The sequence below is a fragment of the Micromonospora sp. NPDC051006 genome (genome assembly GCF_044456245.1).
Classification (GTDB): Bacteria; Actinomycetota; Actinomycetes; order Mycobacteriales; family Micromonosporaceae; genus Micromonospora.
Genome location: NZ_JBITFP010000005.1, coordinates 262,140 through 279,294, shown reverse-complemented (window position 1 = coordinate 279,294; position 17,155 = coordinate 262,140). Strand labels below are relative to the sequence as shown.

The following is a 17,155-nucleotide window of genomic DNA, read 5'->3' as shown; positions in this document are numbered from 1 at the left end:
CTCCTTCTGACTCACCTGACACTGACCAGCACGGCCATTCGGCCCTGCTGGATCTCGAACCGGGTGCCGGGCAGCGCCCACAGCAGCTGCCCGGTGCCGCGCAGCGCACCCACCGGGCTGACCCGGAAGACGAGGCAGGCGACCAGTCCGGCCAGCACGGCCACCAGCAGCAGCGGCGACAGCAGCAGCACGACCGGCACGACCGGGACGTACAGCCGCAGCCAGCGGCCGTCGCGACGGCGCTGGCGGTACGTCACCAGCTGCGGGATCACCTGGACCTCCCCAGCTCGGCCAGCGCCTCCTGGACGCTGATCTCTCCCCGCCGCAGGCGATCCACGACGTCGGCGCCGGTGGGCGCCGGGTCGGTGTCGACGAAGTCGAGGTGCGCGGCGATCCGGTTCAGCCGCGATTTGATCGTCGGGTAGCTGACCCCGAAGATCCGCTCCATCTCCTTGATCGAGCCGTGCGACCGTACGAACGCGGCAACGAACACCTGGTCGTCGACGCTGAGCTGAGCCAGTTGCGGCGGCTCGAACTGACCCTCGACCACGACGCCGCTGCCGGCGAGGCGGACCCGTTCGACCACGAACGGCTGCCCGCGCGTCAGGTCCGTCAGCTCCTGCCAGTCCACGCTCGGCTCCCCTCACCCTCGACTACCTGCCTGCCATTCATTTCTAACTTGATTTTTTCAAGGTGTCAACGCATAAACCTTAATTTTCATAAGCTGACCTTGGACTTCGACCCGGCGTCCGTCGGCGTCGATCGTGCGAAAGAGCCGGTCAAGGTCGGCCAGGTCCGTCACATCGCCCTGCACCCCGGTGGCGCGGGCCGCGCCGATCCGCGCCACCGCCTCGTCGAGTTCCGGCTTGCGCCGCCCGGGGAGACAGACGTATGCACCCTCCTCGACGAAACGCAACGCGCTGGCGAACCCGATGCCTTCGCTGGCACCCGTCACCACCGCGACCTTGCCGTCGAGCTGACCCATTTCAATCTCCCATGATTTGCTGCGGTGATCGGCCGGTCAGTTGACCGCCCGCCACGCCAGTGCACCTCGCGGGAGCTGCGGCAACAATGATCAATTCGGCAAGGACCGATACCTGAGGGGTATCGGTCGAGAGGTGCGACGGCGGCCAGCCGGCCGGAGTGCGCAAGCGCCCGCCGTGCCGCCGCAGGCGTGCCCGCGACCGGGCGGCGCATCACTCGGCGAGCAGGCCAGAAAGGCAGTTGGAGCGTGGCCGCACCCTGACGCCGCCGCCTGGGCGACGCGTGAGTAGCCCTGACTCTTCACTCGGATGTCACCGATCGATCCCATGAGTGACGCGTCGGTGTCCGACCGCAGGAGTTGGCTGTCACACCGTCACACTTGTCTTGACCAGGAGCTGATCTACGTGCCTTCCTCTCGTCGTACCTTCCTCGCCGGCGGTGCCGCCGCCGGCGTGGGGCTTGCCGTCGCCGGCGGCTTCCCGTCCCTGGCCCAGGCCCACCCGAGCCGGCCCAATCCGCCGGCCGGGGCCGGCCACGTGCCCTTCCCGCCGCTCGTGGACGACCCCAAGGGCGTCCTGGCCCTGCCCGAGGGCTTCAGCTACACGGTGGTTACCCGGGCCGGCGTCACCCGTCTCGACCGCGGCCAGGGCGTGACCCCGGCCGACCACGACGGCATGGCCGTCTACGACGGCGGCCACGGCCGCTACACCCTCATCCAGAACCACGAGATCGACCCGGGCGCCGAGTTCGGCGTACCGCACGTCAAGGGCACCGTCTACGACCCGGGCGCGGTCGACGCCGGCGGCTGCACCGTGATCCGGACCGACCGCGCCGGTCGCAACCTCGGTGAGTTCGTCGCCCTCTCCGGCACCGTCGGCAACTGCGCGGGCGGGCCCACCCCGTGGGGGACGTGGCTGACCTGCGAGGAGACCGAGGACCGGGCCGGGGACGACTGGGAGGAGGACGGCCGGTCCGGCGTCTTCCAGAAGGATCACGGCTACGTCTTCGAGGTCTGGGCCGACGGCAGCGCGGACCCGAGGCCGATCAAGTGCCTGGGCCGCTACGCCCACGAGGCCCTGGCGATCGACAAGGACCGCACCAAGATCTACCTCTCCGAGGACGCCGACGGGCCTAACGGCCTCTTCTACCGCTGGACCGCGCCCCGCGGCGTCAAGCTCGGTCCCGGTGTGCTCACCCGCCTCGCCCCGAACGCCGGCGTCCTCGCCGCGATGCAGATCATCATGGACGACGGCTCGGTGCTGCCGGACGTCGCCTACCTGACCTCCGCTCAGTTGGGCCGCCCCTTCCCCGTGCGGTGGATCGAGGTGCCTGAGCGCGACGCGCGGACCACGACGGTGCGCGAGCAGTTCGCCGATGGCCAGGTCACCCGCGGACGCAAGTTCGAGGGCGTGTGGGGCACCGACGAGGGCGTCTACGTGGTCAACTCCTACGCGTGGGACGACGGTGACCTCCCGGCGGACGCCGCTCCGCACGACGGCATGGTCTGGTTCTACGACTACCGGGCCCAGACCATCCAGCTGGTGACGTACTTCCCGCACCAGACCGCGTCGGAGGAGGGCACGCCGGTCAAGTACAACGACCTCACCTTCGACGGCCCGGACAACGTGACCGTCACCCCGTGGGGAAGCCTCGTGCTCGCCGAGGACGGCTCGGGCGCCTCCCACGTACTCAGCGCGTTTCCGGGCGGCCCCACCTACGCGATCGCCCGCAACCAGCTCAACGACTCGGAGTTCTGCGGGCCGACCTTCAGCGCCGACGGCAAGGTGCTCTTCGTCAACATGCAGGACCCCGGCCTCACCCTGGCCATCACCGGCCCGTGGGAGAAGTACCTGGGCTGACAGCCGAACCGACTGGGGGTCAGGCGATCCGCCTGGCCCCCACCGGGTCCTCATTGGTCAGCTAGCAGCGCGGCGGTCGGCAGCCGCCGGATCAGGATCACCGGGGCCAGTGCGGCGAGCACGGTCAGCAGCAGCGCCGCCGCGGTCACGGCCAGCGCCAGTACCGCCAGCCGGCCGTCCACCCCGCCGACCAGCAGGGCCGCCGAGCCGAGGCCGGCGGCGACCCCGAGAACGCAGCCGAGCGCCCCGACGCCGAGCGCCTCGTAGACCAGCAGCCGGTTGAGCGCCGAATACGGCCAGCCGACGGCCTGGAGCGTGGCGAACTCGGCCGACCGTTCCCGCACGTTGAGGTAGAGCACGTCGGCCACGCCGAGCACCCCGAACAGCAGCACTCCGCCGACCGCCACCAGGTCCACCCCGCGCACCTGCACCGAGACCGCCTGACCGAGCAGCGAGCCGACCATGCCGTCGTCGAACGCCCAGAGCGCGGCGGCGATCAGTGTTACCGCGCCGACGCCGGCCGCGAGGCTCACCGCCCCGGCGAGGGTGCGCGCCGGTGCCCGTACCAGATTGGCCACCGTGAGCCCGGCGAAGCTCCGTGCCGGGGCCCGGCGGGCGGGCGCCGCGCTCGCCTGGAGCGCCTCCGCGGAGCGGGTACGGGCGGCCCGCAACGCGGGCAGGGCGCTGGCCGCCGCGGTCAGCAACACCGCGATCGGTACGCACAGCGTGGCCAGAGCGCCTTCGTCGCGGCCCCGGGCACCCGGCCGCCGGTCCGGCCGGTCAGCCGGGACACGGCGAGGTCGATCCGCTCGTCCACGGCGAGGTCGGCGGCGGCGAGCACCGGTAGGGTCCGGCCGGCCGGACCGGTCGGCGGCAACGGGGAGAGCGAGGTGTTCCGGGCCGCCGGGGCGACCTGGTCGGTGCCGGTCAGGTAGCGGCCCTGACGAACTGCCCGGTCAAGGCCGACCAGGCGCGCCTCGGCCGCCGGATCGATCCCGGCGACGAGCACCGGTAGCACCGCCGGCAGTCGGACCTGCAGCCGCGCGGTGGCGCGGACCACGGAGGCCGGGCGGCCGGAGGTGAAGACGGAGGCCATCCGGAACGTGCCGTCCGGGAGCGACTGGTACGCCTGCACCTCGCTGACCTGGGTCCGCCGATCGTCGGGGTCGAAGCTGCCCATCGCGGAACTGCACACCTGCCGGCGCCGGCCGTCGGGCTGCACCTCCAGACTGCCACCGCCACCCGTGCCGGGGCACTCGGCGGCGGAGGAGGACTGCCTGACCCGGGTGCCGTCGGTGTAGACGAACCAGGAACCGCTGGTGCTGGACAGCGGCACCAGCGGCCGGCGGGACACGTAGACGTAGGTCGGCGCGGCGGTCAGGGTGCTCAGCCTGCGGTCCCCGCTGATCCGGGGTGCGACCTCGATGACCTGCCGCTCGGCCGACCGGTCGAGCTGGTCGGTCAGGTCCACCAGCAGCTCTGGTCGGATATCGGCGAGCCCGAGAACCGCCAGCGGGGCGGCCACCTCGACCCCGGGGATCCGCTCGATCCGCCGCCACTGATCCAGCTCGATGCCACCGTAGGCCGCGGCGGGTCGGGCCTGGTCGAGCAGGCCGGTGACCGGCGCCGAGGGGTGGACCAGGATGTCGTACGACGGCCGGAACTGCCCGTCCACGGAGCCCTGGGCGACCAGCCGGGAGGTGCTGGCGGCACCGGTGAGCACGGTGAACCCGGTGGTCGCGACCAGCACGGCGGCGAACACCGCCATGCTCCGGCCGGGCGTGTTCCGCAGCTGTGACCAGACCATCCGCAGCATTTGTGGAGCGCCGCGCCCGATCGGGCCGTCGCCGCCGGCGCTCATTGGACAGTGGACAACGGCAGACCGTGCAGAATCCGTGAAACAAGAAGCGGATGTCTCATCGCCCAGCCCCCGTATTGCTCGGCACGAAATATGAAGCTACATGACCACCGGTCAATTTCTCTATCCACGCCGTCATCCGAAGGTCACCGGCACCCGACGCGCATCGAAAGCCCTTGCTGCGGCACCGTAGCCTCGGGCTCCTCCCCAACCAGGCCGGCGATCATCCACCTGGTGGGCGCCGTCCCGGCGACGGTCGTATGTCGGCGAGCAGGCCGCATCTCACAGCCCGAGGGCCTAGGGTGAAAAATCGGCGCGGCCACTGCCGTCGAGGTACGACGAGGGCGTTCTGATCAGGCCGCCAGCCTTCATGTTTCAGGCGAAGGACGGACCGATGACCGAGCGAACATCACCGATCGACAACGCGCGCGGCGTCCAGCACCGTTGAGATGGACTGGGCCGGATGGGCATTGTTCGGGTTGGTCGCCACCGCGGCGCTGACCGCAGCGCTGATCACAGCTCAACTGGCCGGCCTCACTCGTCTCGACTTTCCCCTGGTGCTCGGGACTCTCGTCACCGAGGATCCCGATCGGGCCCGGGTCGTCGGGTTCTTCATGCACCTCTGCGCCGGTCAGGGTTTCGCCCTCGGCTACGCCGCCACGTTTGCCCTGCTGAACCGTTCGACCTGGTGGACCGGCGCGCTGCTCGGGACCGTCCACGTCGGGATCGCGCTGACGGTGCTTCTGCCGCTGCTTCCGGGTGTCCACCCGCGCATGGCTTCCCAGCGGGCGGGCCCGGCCAGCACCGCCGTGCTGGAGCCGCCCGGCCTGTTCGCCGTCAACTACGGCATCCAGACCCCCGCGGTCGTGGCTGTCGTCCACGTCATCTACGGGGTGGTCCTCGGAATGCTCCTTCAAGCTCGTTGACCCGCGCCCCACGACTCGTCAGGAAGCGATCTCCATGACCGGTGGGTCCGACCCGACGCGTCCCCCGCCCCCAGCGCCGATCAGCGACTACGGGCTGCTGGGTGACACCCGCACCGCTGCCCTCGTAGCCAGTGACGGCGGAATCGACTGGCTCTGCGTGCCCCGCTTCGACGGCGAGCCCCTGTTCGGCCGGCTGATCGGGGGCCCTGACGCGGGAACGTTCCGGGTCGGCCCGGCCCGACCGGCTACGGTCGTCGAACGGCGCTACCGGCAGTACACCGCCACTCTGGAGACGACCTGGGCGGTGGGCAGCGGCCGGCTCACCCTCACCGAGGCCATGGTGGCCGAGGTCAGCGGCCGCCTGCTGCCCACGACCCTGATCGTGCGGCGGCTGTCGACCGAGGATGCGGAGGTGGACGCCGTCGTCGAGTTCGATCCCCGCCTCGGCGTACGGCACCGCCGGCCCCGAGTGCGCCATCGGCACCCGGCCCCGGTGTGTCAGTGGGGGTCGCTCGCGGTCTCTCTGAGCAGCGCACCCGATCTCGCCATCGAGCCAGGCCGGCCCGCCCTGGTCAGGGTCAGACCGGGCCGGCCGGTCACCCTCGTGCTGGCCGTGGCCTACCGCGAACCGCTGATCCACGTCGATCCCGCGTGGGCCTGGGACCTGCTCACCGAGGACGAGGACCGCTGGCGGGCCTGGACCGCCGAGATCGACGGGTCACTGCCGTTCCGGGAACACGTCGTACGAAGCCTGCTGACTATGCGGCTGCTGACCTACTCGCCGTCGCGAGCGCCGGTGGCCGCACCCACCACGTCGCTACCCGAAGATCCCGGCGGGGTACGGAACTGGGACTACCGCTACGTCTGGCCTCGCGACGCCAGCATCGGCGTCAGCGCGTTCCTCAGTGTCGGCAAGCCCGACGAGGCCCGCGGCTTCCTCGCCTGGCTGCTGCACGCCAGCCGGCTGCAGCGGCCACGCCTGCCGGCACTGCTCACCCTGCACGGCCGCCACGTACCAGCGGAACGGGAACTGCCCGGCTGGCCCGGCTATCTCGGCAGCGTCCCGGTACGGATCGGCAACGCTGCCGCCGGGCAACACCAACTCGACGGTTACGGCTGGGTGATCGACGCCGCCTGGGCGTTCGTGCAGGCTGGGCAGGGCCTCTACACCGAGACGTGGCGGGCGGTGCGCGGCTTCGCCGACGTGGTCGCAAGTTGCTGGCAGGAGCCCGACGCCGGCATCTGGGAGGTCCGCCAACCTGCCCAACACGTACATTCGAAGCTCATGGGCTGGCTCGCCCTGGACCGGGCCCTGCGCATTGCCGACACTCACCGCCTGCCAGACCGCCAACGCCGACGCTGGCGGGAAGCACGAGACGCCATCGCCGCCGAGGTCCGGGCATCCGGCTTCGACCCGACGGCGGCCAGCTACGTCCGCAGTTTCGGCTCGGCTGAGCTGGACGCGGCCTTGCTCGTCCTGCCGCTGCTGGACCTGGAGAGCGTCGAGTCGCCCCGGGTGCGGGGCACCATCGACGCCGTTCGGGACAGGCTTTCCGCCGGCCCTTCCCTGCTCTACCGCTATCCGCCGGGACGTGACGGCCTCCCGGGGGCCGAGGGCGCATTTCTGCCCTGTTCGTTCTGGCTGGTTCAGGCCCTCGCCCGCACCGGGCGCCGCGTGGAGGCGGTCGAGATGTTCCAGAGCATGCTCAACTACGCCAGCCCACTCGGCCTCTACGCCGAAGAACTGGACCCCGCGACCGGCGCCCAGGTCGGCAACTACCCCCAGACGCTGACCCACGCCGCGCTCGTCCAGGCCGCACTCGCCATTCGGGACGCCCCCGCCGACCAGTGATTCCGTGGCGGCGCTACTCGGCCGCGGGGGCTACCAGCAGATTGCCCTCCAGCCGCTCCATGGTGTGGATGGCGTCGCGCTGTTCCTCGGCGGTCATGTCGCCGACGGTGAACTGTTCCAGGTCCGTCCAGATCTGCTCCACCTGACTGCGCAGGGCGAGGCTGGCCGGCGTGGGTTCGACCCGGGTAGCCCTGCGGTCATCGGGATCCGGCACACGGCGTACGTAGCCTGCGCGCTCGAGGCGCTGCACGATTCGGGTCATGCCTGCCGAGTCGGTGCCGAACTCGACGGCGAGGTCGACCTGCCGCTGCTGGCGGGCAAGGGCGCGCTGCCAGCTTCCATCGAACTGCGCGGCGGCACCGACCGGATCGTCACCATCGCCGACGGCGCAGCTGAGCAGCTCGGCGTCGTCTTCACCGCCGGCCCGGAGCAGCGATCCGCAGCCGATCTCGCGGCGGTCGTCGACCGGCTCGCCCGCGGCGAACTGATCGCCACCGTCGCCGCCGTCTTCCCGTTCACAGAAGCTGCGGCGGCGCATCGGCTCAGCGACGGCGGTCACGCCGGCGGCAAGGTGGTGCTGGTTCCCTGAGCCCAGGCCGAGCCCCGCCAGCCTCGGCGACCGTGGTCGGACCCTGGACCGGGGTCCGACCACGGCTCGGAAGCGCCCTCGCCAAGGTATCCAGATCGCTTGCAGACGATCAGTAGCATCGATGTCTCACCTGACGGGTCGCCGGCCCGGAACGCCGGTCCCGGCACGATGGAGAGGACGCCGATGCGAAATTCTGACGAGGGTGTAGCCACGACGGGACCTGGCGCCGCGGCCCTGTCCCGGCGGCGCGTGCTGCACGCCGGGGCGGCAGCGGCGGCCGGTGGCGCGCTGCTGGTCGGCACCGCCGGGACGGCTCAGGCGGCGCCGCGCGGGCGTACTCCGGTCCGGGCCCGCGCCCTGGTCCCCGGTGACCGCGTTCGGGTGGTGTCGCCGGGCGGCACCCCGAGCCCGGCCCTCATGGACCGCGGCATCGAGATCCTCCGGGGCTGGGGGCTGGAGGTGGAATTGGGCCAGCACGTCTTCACCAGGTACGGCTACCTGGCCGGCACCGACGCCGAGCGGCTGGCCGACGTGAACGCCGCGTTCGCCGATCCTGGCGTGCGGGCCGTCTTCGCCGCCCGTGGCGGGTACGGCACCCAGCGGATCGTGGACCAGATGAACGTGTCCGCCCTGCGTCGTGACCCGAAAGTGGTCGTCGGATTCAGCGACATCACCAGCATCCACGGTCGACTGTGGCGGGAGGTCGGCCTGGTCAGCTTCTACGGCCCGATGGTCAACTGGACGGACAGCCGGACCGGTCCGGAGTCGGCCGAGGCGCTGCGCCGGTCGGTCATGACCACCGCGCCGATCACCATCAACCGGGATCCGACCGAGACCGCCGCCTCGGTCATGGTGCCGGGTCGGGCGACCGGCCGGCTGCTCGGTGGGTGTCTGACCCTGATCTCGACCTCGCTGGGCGCCAAGGACGTTCCGGACTTCGACGACGCCATCCTGTTCTTCGAGGACGTGGACGAGGCACCGTACAGCTACGACCGGATGTTGACCGAGCTGCGCCGGGTGGGCGTACTGGGCCGGGTTGCCGGGGTGGTGATCGGCCAGATCACCAACAGCGTCGGCCAGCCCGGCGAGTGGGATGCGGCGGCCGTGCTCAGGGACCGTCTCTACGACCTCGGCGTCCCGGTGCTCGGCGGGCTCCGCCTCGGACACGGCAACGGCCAGCTCACCGTCCCGCTCGGCGCCCGGGCCACGATCGACGCCGAGGCCGGGACGCTGACCGTGGAGGCTGGCGTCCGGTAGTCAGCCCCGGAACGTGACGCGGCAGCGCGGCGGGGGGGCAAGCGCGACACGTACGGACGGGGATGCCTCGGCCCCGCTGGTGTCGCACCCTGGTGCCGTGGACGACGTGGCAGAACTGCTGGACCGGATCTGGCGGACGGACGCGGCCGGCATGCTCGGCGCGCTCAGCCGCCGGCTCGGCGACTTCGACCGGGCCGAAGAGGCGCTGTCGGACGCGTTGGCCGAGGCGCTCAAGCGCTGGCCCGACGAGGGTCTGCCGGAGAGCCCCACCGGTTGGCTGGTCACCACGGGCTGGCGCAAGGCGCTGGACCGGCTGCGCCGCGACGCCGTCGGCCGCGGGAAGGTGGCACAGTTGGCCGCGGAAGCGCCGCCGGAACCGGGCGTCGACGATCGACTGGCCATGGTCTTCGGGTGCTGCCACCCGGATCTCGCCGAGCCGGCCCGAGTCGCACTGACGCTGTACGCCGCCAGCGGCCTGAGCACGGCCGAGATCGCCGCCGCGTTCCTGGTGCCGCTGCGGACGATGGCGCAGCGGCTTTCCCGGGCCAAGCGCCAGCTGCGGGAGCGCGGCGTCCGGTTCGAGGTGCCGCAGCCGCACGAGTACGCCGGCCGGCTACCGGCCGTACTCGCGGTGATCTACCTGGTCTTCAATGAGGGGTATCTGTCCAGTGGCCGGTCCGCCCAGCGGCGCGAGCTGGCCCGCGAGGGGGTCGAGCTGGCGTGTCAACTCGCCGAGCTGCTGCCCCGCGAGCCGGAGGCCGCCGGCCTGGCGGCGTTGCTGGAGCTGCACCACGCCCGCGCCGACGCGCGGTTCGACTCGTGGGGCCGCATCGTGCTGCTCGACCAGCAGGACCGGCGGCTGTGGAACAAGGCGGCGATCGAACGAGCCGCGCTGCGGCTGCGGGCGGCGGTGCGCCAGGGCCGGACCGGGCCGTACCAGGTGCAGGCCGGCATCGCCGCCCTCCACGCCCTGGCCCCCTCGTACGAGGCCACCAACTGGGCCGACGTGCGGGCGCTGTACGACCGGCTGCACGCGTTGGACCCGTCGCCGATCGTGCTGCTGAATCGGGCGGTGGCCACGCGGTTCGCGGTGGGCCCGGCCTCGGCCCTCGATGAGGTCGACGCGCTCGGGGACCGGCTTGCCGGTTACCACCTGTGGCACGCCGCCCGGGCCGACCTGCTGGGCACGCTCGACCGTCCGGGCGAGGCGCTGACGGCGGCGGAGCGGGCTCTGGAGCTGGCGACGAACCCGGCCGAACGGGAGCTGATGTCGCGTCGGGTGGGTGAGCTGAGGCGCCGGCTGTGAGACCGGCGCCCCGCGTCACCGCTATTCGCGGCTCATCACCGGCCGGACCTCCAGCGCGCTCATACCGGCGGCGAGCGGCCAGGTCGCCGCGATCCGCGCCGCCTCGTCAATGTCGTCGCACTCCAACATGACGATCCCGCCGATGACCTCCTTGAGCTCCAGGTACGGCCCGTCGGTGATCACCGGCTGGCCGTTCGCCTCGGCGCGCACTGTCTTTGCCGCATCCCTGGGCTGCAGCTCGGCGCCGCCGTCGGCGATCTTGCCGGTCGGCTGCCACCGCTCGAACCACTCGTAGACCTGCTTCATCACGTCCTGCTCGTCGGCCGGGGACAGCGTCGCCCAGTCGCGGTCGTCGCCGAAGATCAGCATCGCGTACTTCATCGTTGCTCCTCGTGGTTGGAAGCGCTGCGTCGTCCATGTGACGAACGACCGGCACCAATCCTCGACAGGTCCCGCCGAATTGACTGCCGAAGTTCCGACGGCCGCCGCCTCCTGCTGAAGTTCAGTCGGTAGCGGGTTGTTGGCGGGAGGGCGGTAGCCGTGAGCTACGTGACCGCGCGAAGGATGCGGCCGGGTTCGCGGCGCAGCCGTTGCATGGCCCGTGCCGTCGCGTCATCGGCGGGCAGGAGAACGACCAGCTCCTGCGCGTCGGTTCTCGGCAACTCGAGCTTCTCTCGCTGCCACCGAAGTTCGTGCGCGATGGGGTGGTTGAGCCGGAGCGGGACGTGCGGTGGGGGCAGGTGGCGGTTGAGTCGTCGGGTGAACTGCTTGCCGGCCAGGGGGGCGAGCTCGGCCCTGAACCATTCAGAGGTCTCCGCGGACGGCCCGAGCCACAGGTCGAAGGCTCGCTCGTCGGCCACCTGGTCCCAGTCGGGGAAGAACGTCCGGGCGCGCGGATCGGTGAACACGTAGCGCGTCAGGTTGGGCGTGCCGCTCTCGAGCAGCCCGATCCCACGCATCAGCACCTCGAACGCACTCGTGTACGCGAGCACGTCGCCGAGGCGGTTGGTGACGAATGCGACACCGGGCTCAAGAAGGTGGAGGGTCTGCAACACGGTGGGCCGGACATGGCGGTTGGGTGGCACCGGCTGCCCGCGCCCCGCACACGCTCCGCCGGTGATCTTCGCGAGGTGGCGCAGGTGATCGCGTTCGGCGGCGTCGAGGCTCAAGGCGTTCGCGAGTGAACTGAGCACGGCAGAGGACGGGTTGCGGTCTCGTCCCTGCTCGATGCGGGTGAGGTATTCGACGCTGATTCCCGCACGCGTGGCGAGGTCTGAGCGTCGTAGCCCAGGGGACCGGCGGCGGCCGTGATCCGGCAGCCCGAACGACTCCGGCTGGATGTTGTCGCGCTTGGCGCGGATGAAGTCGCCCAGGGGCGTGCCCATGTCACGAGTCTAGGTCGGTCTCCCGCCGCGAACCCGCAGGGTGGCCCCCCGGGGGCCAGCCTAAGCCCGGTCTGGTTGCCATCGTCCCGGCAAAGGACCGTGAAGGCATGAGCGAGAAGCACAAGTTGGTGATCATTGTCGGGAGCGTTCGAGAGGGCCGGTTCGGGCCTGTCGTAGCCACCTGGGTGGCCGAGCAAGCGCGCGAGCACGGCGGGTTCGACATCGACGTCGTCGATCTCGCCGACGTCGAGGTCCCGCTGTCGTTGCCGGCAGCCTCCCCCAGGTTCGCCGGCGAGTCCTACCCGCGCCCCGCCGGGATGGCGTCCCTGACGTCCCACCTGCGGGACGCGGACGCGTTCATCGTGGTCACGCCCGAGTACAACCACAGCTACCCTGCGTCATTGAAGGCGGCCATCGACTGGCATTTCACCCAGTGGAGGGCCAAGCCCGTCGCCTTCGTCAGCTACGGCGGGGCAGCTGGCGGCCGCCACGCTGTCCTCCACCTGGAGAACGTGCTCACCGAACTGCACGCGGTGACCATCCGCGATGGTCTGGCCTTCCCGAACTACTTCAGGGCGTGGGAAGACGGTCGACCGCTGGACCCGGAAGCTCCCGGATTTGCCAAGACCCTGCTGGACCAGCTCGCTTGGTGGGCCGCCGCCTTGCATGCGGCACGGAACTCGGTCCCGTACCCGGCCTGAGAGCCCCTCGAACAACTGTGGCGTCGGCCAGCCAGGAGGCTGGCCAACGCCCTTCTCAGCGGGTCGACCGAGTCCGCGCCGCGTGTGGCGGACCTTCGCGACCGTCCGCCCCACCTCGACGGCACCAGTCGATCGTCAGGCGAGCCGAAAGGCTCTAATCCGCGGTGGCGCGGCGGGCCGTGCTGAACCGGCGTTGGTAGGCGGCGGGACTGATCGACAGCTTCCTGGCGAAGACCCGGCGCATGCTCTCGTAACTGGGGAACCCGGCGAGGGTAGCGGCCTGCGTCGCGGTGTGTCCCTGGTCGAGCAGTGCCCTGGCCATGTCGAATCGGATGTTCTCCACGTAGCGGGCCGGTGTCGTGGACAGCTCGTCGTGGAAAAGCCGCGTGAGCTGCCGGGTGCTCACGTTGAGGTGTTTCGCGAGTTCACCGAGGGAGTGGTCGCCGCGTGGGTTGGCCGTCACCACGTCGGTGATCCTGCGGAGCGCCGGCGAGCGGGGCGGCGGTCCCTGCAACGGCGCCGAGAACTGGGACTGGCCGCCCGCACGCTGCATGTACACCACCAGGGCGCGCGCGACCTCGCGCGCCAGGTCGGGCCCGTGGTCCTCTTCGACGAGAGCGAGCGCGAGGTCGATGCCGGCCGTCACTCCTGCCGAGGTGTACGTGGTTCCATCGCGAACGTAGATCGCGTCGGGCTCGACGCGGCATGTCGGACACCGGGCGGCGAGTTCGTGCGTGACCTGCCAGTGCGTGGTCGCGCGCTTGCCGTCGAGGAGGCCGGCGGCGGCAAGGACGAACGCCCCGGTGCAGATCGACGCGACCCGGCCGGCTACGGCCGCCGGCACCCGCGCGGCGTCCGCCAAGTGGCCGGGGACAGGGGCGCGTGGATAGAGGTCGGACCCGGCCACCAGTAACGTGTCGACGGCCGGCTGCGAGGAGACGGCGTTATCGACCGCGACCCGGACCCCGAGGTTCGACATGACCTCCGCGCCGGTGGGCGACAGCAGCATGATCCGGTAGTCGGCACCGAACCGGTTCGCCTCCTTGAACACCTCCGCGGGACCGGCGACGTCCAGCAACGTCACTCCGTCGTACACGAAGATCGCGACGCGATGGGGGCCAGCCTTCACCACTCCGGGCCGCTCGGAGCCGGATGCGCGTGGTGAGCGGCCGGACCCGGCAGCGCTGACCGCCGTCGGATCGGCGAAACGGAAGGCACGGACACCGTCTATTGGTAGCACGCAATTACCGGAGATGACGCGAATCCCCGCGGGCGGGGTTACCCACGTCACGACTATCGCAGGTGAGCGAACTATCCATGATCTTCGGCTGAATTTGTGCACGGCGACCTGTCCGGATATCGGTGATTCCTGGCCGGACGAAGGCGGCGCTGGGCGACGATTGGTGGGCAGCATGGAGGCCGGACATACGGTCCGCACACCCCTCCCGGAAGGTCAGAAATCATGTCCGAGGTCATCGCAGGGTTGGAGATTCCGGAGACAGCGGCGGTCGCCGAAGCGACCAGGCGCATCCGGGAGACGACCAGCCCTCTCATCTACCACCACTCCCGACGCGTTTTCCTGTTCAGCCTGATCCACGCTCAGAAGATTGGCGTGAAACCGGACCCGGAGCTGCTCTATCTGGCGGCCATGTTCCACGACACCGGCCTCCTGACTCCCTTTTCCGACGTCGAGCAGCGCTTCGAAGTCGACAGCGCCGACCACGCACGCAAGTTCCTCCTGGACCGGGGTTTCTCGACGGCCGCGGCCGACACCGTCTGGACGGCGATCGCGCTGCACACCACCCCGGGCATCCCCGACCGGATGGCGCCGGAAATCGCGACCACGTACCTCGGTGTACTGACCGACGTACTCGGCTTCGGCCTGGACGCGGTGGAGCGCGATCAGCTGGACGAAATTCTGGCCGTCCATCCACGAGGGAACTTCAAGGACGAGTTTCTGCGGGCCTACGTCGAGGGGCTGAGCAACCGTCCCGAAACCACGAACGGCACCGTGAACTCCGACGTGCTCGAACACTTCATCCCCGGCTTCCAGCGCGTGACCACGGTCGAGCGCATCATCGGTTCGCCCTGGCCGAGCTGATCGGACCTCTCACGAGGCCACGCGACGAACCGTTCGACCCCGTGCGGCAGGAGACTTGAATGGCCAAGGTGATAGTTGGAGCGACCCCTTTTCAGGGGCACGTGAGCCCGGTCCTCACGATCGCGGCGGACCTGGTGAGGCGTGGTCACGAGGTGGTCGTATACACCGGATCCCGCTTCGAGGAGCGCGCTCTGGCGATCGGAGCGCGATTCCAGGCCCTGCCGCCGGAGGCCGACCTCGACGACCGGAAGTTGGACAGCCTCTTTCCGGTGCGGGCCACACTGCCACCAGGACCGGCCCAGCTGTCGTTCGACTTCGAGCATTTCTTCCTCGGCCAACTGCCCGCGCAGGTGCGGGGTCTACGGGCGCTGCTGGCCACGTTCCCCGCAGATGTGGTGCTCGGTGAGCTTGGGTTCTGGTCGATACCGGTGCTCAGCCTCTCCGCCGCGCCGGAGGAACGCCCGACGCTCGTGACGCTGGGCTCTGTCCCCCTGCTGATCCAGAGCGAGGACACTCCCGCGTTCGGCGCCGGCATCCTGCCAACGCCGGGCGAGGAGGCACGCGCCCGCAACCGAGCGATGAATGCTCAGGTGCGCCAGGTCTTCGCCGAGCTGCAGAGATTCGGCGAGGCGACGCTCGAGTCGTTGGGCGTGACGATGCCCGACTACCTCTTCGACGCGCCTTTCCACCGTACGGACCACTATCTGCAGCTGACCGTGCCCGGCTTCGAGTACCCCCGCGGCGACCTTCCGGAGCACCTGCAGTTCGTCGGTACGCTTCCTCCAGCCCCCAGCGGCGACTACGCGGAGCCGGCATGGTGGCCCGAACTGTCGGCCAGCCGGCCGGTGGTGGTCGTCACCCAGGGCACCGTCGCCAACACCGATCTGCACGAACTGGTCATCCCCACGGTGCGTGCCCTCGCCGACCTCGACGTCCTCGTGGTGGCCGCCACCGTACGCGAGGACGGGCCGGACCTGGTACGCCAGGCCCTGGCCGGTGTCCCGGAGAACGTGCGGCTGGCCAGCTTCGTGCCGTTCGACCGGTTGCTGCCACACGCCGACGCGCTGGTCACCAACGGCGGTTACGGCGGGGTGCAGACCGCCCTGTATCACGGAGTGCCGCTGGTGGTCGCCGGGGCCAGCGAGGACAAGCCGGAGGTGGCCGCCCGCGTCGAGTGGAGCGGCACCGGCGTCAACCTGCGCACCGGCACCCCGGCGATGACCGAGTTGCGCGCCGCCGTGCAGACGGTGCTGCACGAACCGGGCTACCGCTCCCAGGCCGGGATCATGGCCAAGGAGATCGGCCAGTACGACCCATTCGAAGCGATCGCCGAAATCGTCGAAGTGACGGCTCGCCGCTGAAAACCACGAACGGGGAAGGCAAAGGCCGCCGGCGAAGGTCGTGAGACCACCGATCCTCCGGCCCGGTACGGCGTCGGCGGTGAGCCCACGACGCTGCGGCAGGCCCCCGCCCTGGGTCACGCCCCAGGCGGGCAGTGGGTCAGGAGGTTGTGGCGGGCTTTCTGGTGGGGTCGGCCGAGGTGGCTCCGTGAGTGGGACGGCGGGTCAGGACCTGGGGGCCGGAAGCCGTGATGGCGACCGTGTGCTCGGAGTGGGCGGTACGCGAGCCGTCGGCGGAGCGGATCGTCCAGCCGTCCTTGTCGAACTTGATTTTGTCGGTGGAGCGGCAGAACCAGGGTTCGATGGCGATGGTGAGGCCAGGGTGAAGTTTCATGCCACGGCGGGCACGGCCGTTGTTGGAGACGTGCGGGGCCTCGTGCATGGTGCGGCCGATGCCGTGGCCGCCGAACTCGGCGTTGACGCCGTAGCCGTAGGAGTGGGCGACCTCGCCGATCGCGGCGGAGATGTCACCGAGGCGGCCGCCGGGCTGGGCGGCGGTGATGCCGGCCTCCAGTGCGACCTCGGTTGCCTCGATCAGCTTCAGGTCGGCCGGGTCGGGGGTGCCGACGACGACGGAGAGCGCGGAGTCGGCGACCCAGCCGTCGATGCCGGCCGCCATGTCGATGCTGAGCAGGTCACCGTCCCGCAGTACATAGTCGTGCGGCAGACCGTGCAGCACGGCGTCGTTGACCGACAGGCACAGCACGTTGCGGAACGGGCCGCGGCCGAACGATGGGGCGTAGTCCCAGTAGCAGGATTCGGCGCCGCGTTCCTTGATCCGGCGGCGGGCGTGGTGTTCGAGGTCCATCAGGTTGACGCCGACTGCGGCGACACCGCTCAGCTCGGCGAGCAGCTCGCCGACGAACTGGCCGGTCACCGCCATCCGGCCGATCTCCTCGGCGGACTTGAGCTCGATCACGACAGCCTCCCCCTCCCG

Annotated in this window: 19 protein-coding genes; 9 read left to right on the top strand and 10 right to left on the bottom strand. The window is 70.5% G+C overall.

The window, feature by feature from the left end; all coding sequences use genetic code 11:
- Positions 1-11 precede the first annotated feature (11 nt).
- Genes ACIBBA_RS12010 through ACIBBA_RS12000 form a run of 3 tightly spaced genes read right to left on the bottom strand, consistent with a single transcriptional unit; the run spans position 12 to position 985 of the window.
- Positions 12-272: a hypothetical protein gene (locus ACIBBA_RS12010; protein WP_396696348.1), complete on the bottom strand. Its 261-nt coding sequence runs from the start codon at positions 270-272 to the stop codon at positions 12-14.
- Positions 269-631, bottom strand: a complete 363-nt coding sequence (locus ACIBBA_RS12005) for a DUF2089 domain-containing protein (protein WP_396696346.1) — start codon at positions 629-631, stop codon at positions 269-271. Before ACIBBA_RS12005 ends, ACIBBA_RS12010 begins: the two co-directional genes overlap by 4 nt.
- Positions 632-688: 57 nt before the next feature.
- Positions 689-985 (bottom strand): SDR family NAD(P)-dependent oxidoreductase, encoded by a 297-nt coding sequence (locus ACIBBA_RS12000; protein WP_396696344.1) that lies wholly within the window; start codon positions 983-985, stop codon positions 689-691.
- Between the two features lie 403 nt (positions 986-1,388).
- Between ACIBBA_RS12000 and ACIBBA_RS11995 the strand changes: the two genes are divergently transcribed.
- On the top strand, positions 1,389-2,843 hold the full coding sequence (locus tag ACIBBA_RS11995; protein WP_396696342.1) for an alkaline phosphatase PhoX: 1,455 nt from the start codon (positions 1,389-1,391) through the stop codon (positions 2,841-2,843).
- A gap of 50 nt (positions 2,844-2,893) precedes the next feature.
- On the opposite strand, the gene ACIBBA_RS11990 is transcribed toward ACIBBA_RS11995, so the two are convergent.
- Positions 2,894-3,550, bottom strand: coding sequence for an FtsX-like permease family protein (locus tag ACIBBA_RS11990; RefSeq protein WP_396696340.1), 657 nt, complete (start codon positions 3,548-3,550; stop codon positions 2,894-2,896).
- Positions 3,541-4,650, bottom strand: a complete 1,110-nt coding sequence (locus ACIBBA_RS11985) for a hypothetical protein (protein WP_396696338.1) — start codon at positions 4,648-4,650, stop codon at positions 3,541-3,543. The genes ACIBBA_RS11990 and ACIBBA_RS11985 overlap by 10 nt, the downstream gene beginning before the upstream one ends.
- A 500-nt stretch (positions 4,651-5,150) precedes the next feature.
- On the opposite strand from ACIBBA_RS11985, the gene ACIBBA_RS11980 reads away from it, so the two are divergent.
- Positions 5,151-5,627, top strand: a complete 477-nt coding sequence (locus ACIBBA_RS11980; protein WP_396696336.1) for a hypothetical protein — start codon at positions 5,151-5,153, stop codon at positions 5,625-5,627.
- A 34-nt stretch (positions 5,628-5,661) separates the two neighbouring features.
- Positions 5,662-7,479 (top strand): glycoside hydrolase family 15 protein, encoded by a 1,818-nt coding sequence (locus tag ACIBBA_RS11975; RefSeq protein WP_396696334.1) that lies wholly within the window; start codon positions 5,662-5,664, stop codon positions 7,477-7,479.
- Between the two features lie 13 nt (positions 7,480-7,492).
- On the opposite strand, the gene ACIBBA_RS11970 is transcribed toward ACIBBA_RS11975, so the two are convergent.
- Entirely contained in the window at positions 7,493-7,741 is a 249-nt protein-coding gene (locus tag ACIBBA_RS11970; RefSeq protein ID WP_396696511.1) for a MarR family winged helix-turn-helix transcriptional regulator, read from the bottom strand.
- Here ACIBBA_RS11970 and ACIBBA_RS11965 point away from each other — a divergent pair.
- The 3 genes from ACIBBA_RS11965 to ACIBBA_RS11955 all read left to right on the top strand — a co-directional run bounded on the left by ACIBBA_RS11965 (position 7,622) and on the right by ACIBBA_RS11955 (position 10,631).
- Complete coding sequence (locus ACIBBA_RS11965; RefSeq protein ID WP_396696509.1) at positions 7,622-8,068, top strand: zinc-binding dehydrogenase; 447 nt, start codon at positions 7,622-7,624, stop codon at positions 8,066-8,068. The two genes, ACIBBA_RS11970 and ACIBBA_RS11965, sit on opposite strands and share 120 nt — an antisense overlap.
- A 183-nt stretch (positions 8,069-8,251) precedes the next feature.
- The gene (locus tag ACIBBA_RS11960; RefSeq protein ID WP_396696332.1) at positions 8,252-9,325 is read left to right on the top strand and encodes an LD-carboxypeptidase; all 1,074 of its coding nucleotides are present in this window, start codon (positions 8,252-8,254) and stop codon (positions 9,323-9,325) included.
- Between the two features lie 97 nt (positions 9,326-9,422).
- A complete protein-coding gene (locus ACIBBA_RS11955) occupies positions 9,423-10,631 on the top strand; it encodes an RNA polymerase sigma factor (protein ID WP_396696330.1) in 1,209 nt (402 codons plus the stop codon).
- Between the two features lie 21 nt (positions 10,632-10,652).
- Here ACIBBA_RS11955 and ACIBBA_RS11950 read toward each other — a convergent pair whose 3' ends face one another.
- Both ACIBBA_RS11950 and ACIBBA_RS11945 read right to left on the bottom strand, forming a co-directional pair.
- Complete coding sequence (locus ACIBBA_RS11950) at positions 10,653-11,012, bottom strand: YciI family protein (protein ID WP_396696328.1); 360 nt, start codon at positions 11,010-11,012, stop codon at positions 10,653-10,655.
- Between the two features lie 164 nt (positions 11,013-11,176).
- Positions 11,177-12,016, bottom strand: a complete 840-nt coding sequence (locus ACIBBA_RS11945) for a helix-turn-helix domain-containing protein (protein WP_396696326.1) — start codon at positions 12,014-12,016, stop codon at positions 11,177-11,179.
- A 107-nt stretch (positions 12,017-12,123) separates the two neighbouring features.
- Here ACIBBA_RS11945 and ACIBBA_RS11940 point away from each other — a divergent pair, with 107 nt between their 5' ends.
- Positions 12,124-12,717: an NADPH-dependent FMN reductase gene (locus ACIBBA_RS11940; RefSeq protein ID WP_396696324.1), complete on the top strand. Its 594-nt coding sequence runs from the start codon at positions 12,124-12,126 to the stop codon at positions 12,715-12,717.
- A 154-nt stretch (positions 12,718-12,871) separates the two neighbouring features.
- Here ACIBBA_RS11940 and ACIBBA_RS11935 read toward each other — a convergent pair whose 3' ends face one another.
- A complete protein-coding gene (locus tag ACIBBA_RS11935) occupies positions 12,872-13,849 on the bottom strand; it encodes a GlxA family transcriptional regulator (RefSeq protein WP_396696322.1) in 978 nt (325 codons plus the stop codon).
- A 330-nt stretch (positions 13,850-14,179) separates the two neighbouring features.
- On the opposite strand from ACIBBA_RS11935, the gene ACIBBA_RS11930 reads away from it, so the two are divergent.
- On the top strand, positions 14,180-14,818 hold the full coding sequence (locus ACIBBA_RS11930) for an HD domain-containing protein (RefSeq protein WP_396696320.1): 639 nt from the start codon (positions 14,180-14,182) through the stop codon (positions 14,816-14,818).
- A gap of 152 nt (positions 14,819-14,970) precedes the next feature.
- Entirely contained in the window at positions 14,971-16,179 is a 1,209-nt protein-coding gene (locus ACIBBA_RS11925) for a glycosyltransferase (RefSeq protein ID WP_396696318.1), read from the top strand.
- A gap of 139 nt (positions 16,180-16,318) precedes the next feature.
- Here ACIBBA_RS11925 and map read toward each other — a convergent pair whose 3' ends face one another.
- Entirely contained in the window at positions 16,319-17,137 is an 819-nt protein-coding gene (gene map / locus ACIBBA_RS11920; RefSeq protein WP_396696316.1) for a type I methionyl aminopeptidase, read from the bottom strand.
- Positions 17,138-17,155 lie beyond the last annotated feature (18 nt).

Coding starts and splice junctions, on each gene's coding strand:
- ACIBBA_RS12000 (WP_396696344.1), bottom strand. CDS start 985: ATGGGTCAGCTCGACGGCAAGGTCGCGGTGGTGACGGGTGCCAGCGAA.
- ACIBBA_RS11985 (WP_396696338.1), bottom strand. CDS start 4,650: ATGGTCTGGTCACAGCTGCGGAACACGCCCGGCCGGAGCATGGCGGTG.
- ACIBBA_RS11980 (WP_396696336.1), top strand. CDS start 5,151: ATGGACTGGGCCGGATGGGCATTGTTCGGGTTGGTCGCCACCGCGGCG.
- ACIBBA_RS11975 (WP_396696334.1), top strand. CDS start 5,662: ATGACCGGTGGGTCCGACCCGACGCGTCCCCCGCCCCCAGCGCCGATC.
- ACIBBA_RS11970 (WP_396696511.1), bottom strand. CDS start 7,741: ATGACCCGAATCGTGCAGCGCCTCGAGCGCGCAGGCTACGTACGCCGT.
- ACIBBA_RS11960 (WP_396696332.1), top strand. CDS start 8,252: ATGCGAAATTCTGACGAGGGTGTAGCCACGACGGGACCTGGCGCCGCG.
- ACIBBA_RS11950 (WP_396696328.1), bottom strand. CDS start 11,012: ATGAAGTACGCGATGCTGATCTTCGGCGACGACCGCGACTGGGCGACG.
- ACIBBA_RS11945 (WP_396696326.1), bottom strand. CDS start 12,016: ATGGGCACGCCCCTGGGCGACTTCATCCGCGCCAAGCGCGACAACATC.
- ACIBBA_RS11940 (WP_396696324.1), top strand. CDS start 12,124: ATGAGCGAGAAGCACAAGTTGGTGATCATTGTCGGGAGCGTTCGAGAG.
- ACIBBA_RS11930 (WP_396696320.1), top strand. CDS start 14,180: ATGTCCGAGGTCATCGCAGGGTTGGAGATTCCGGAGACAGCGGCGGTC.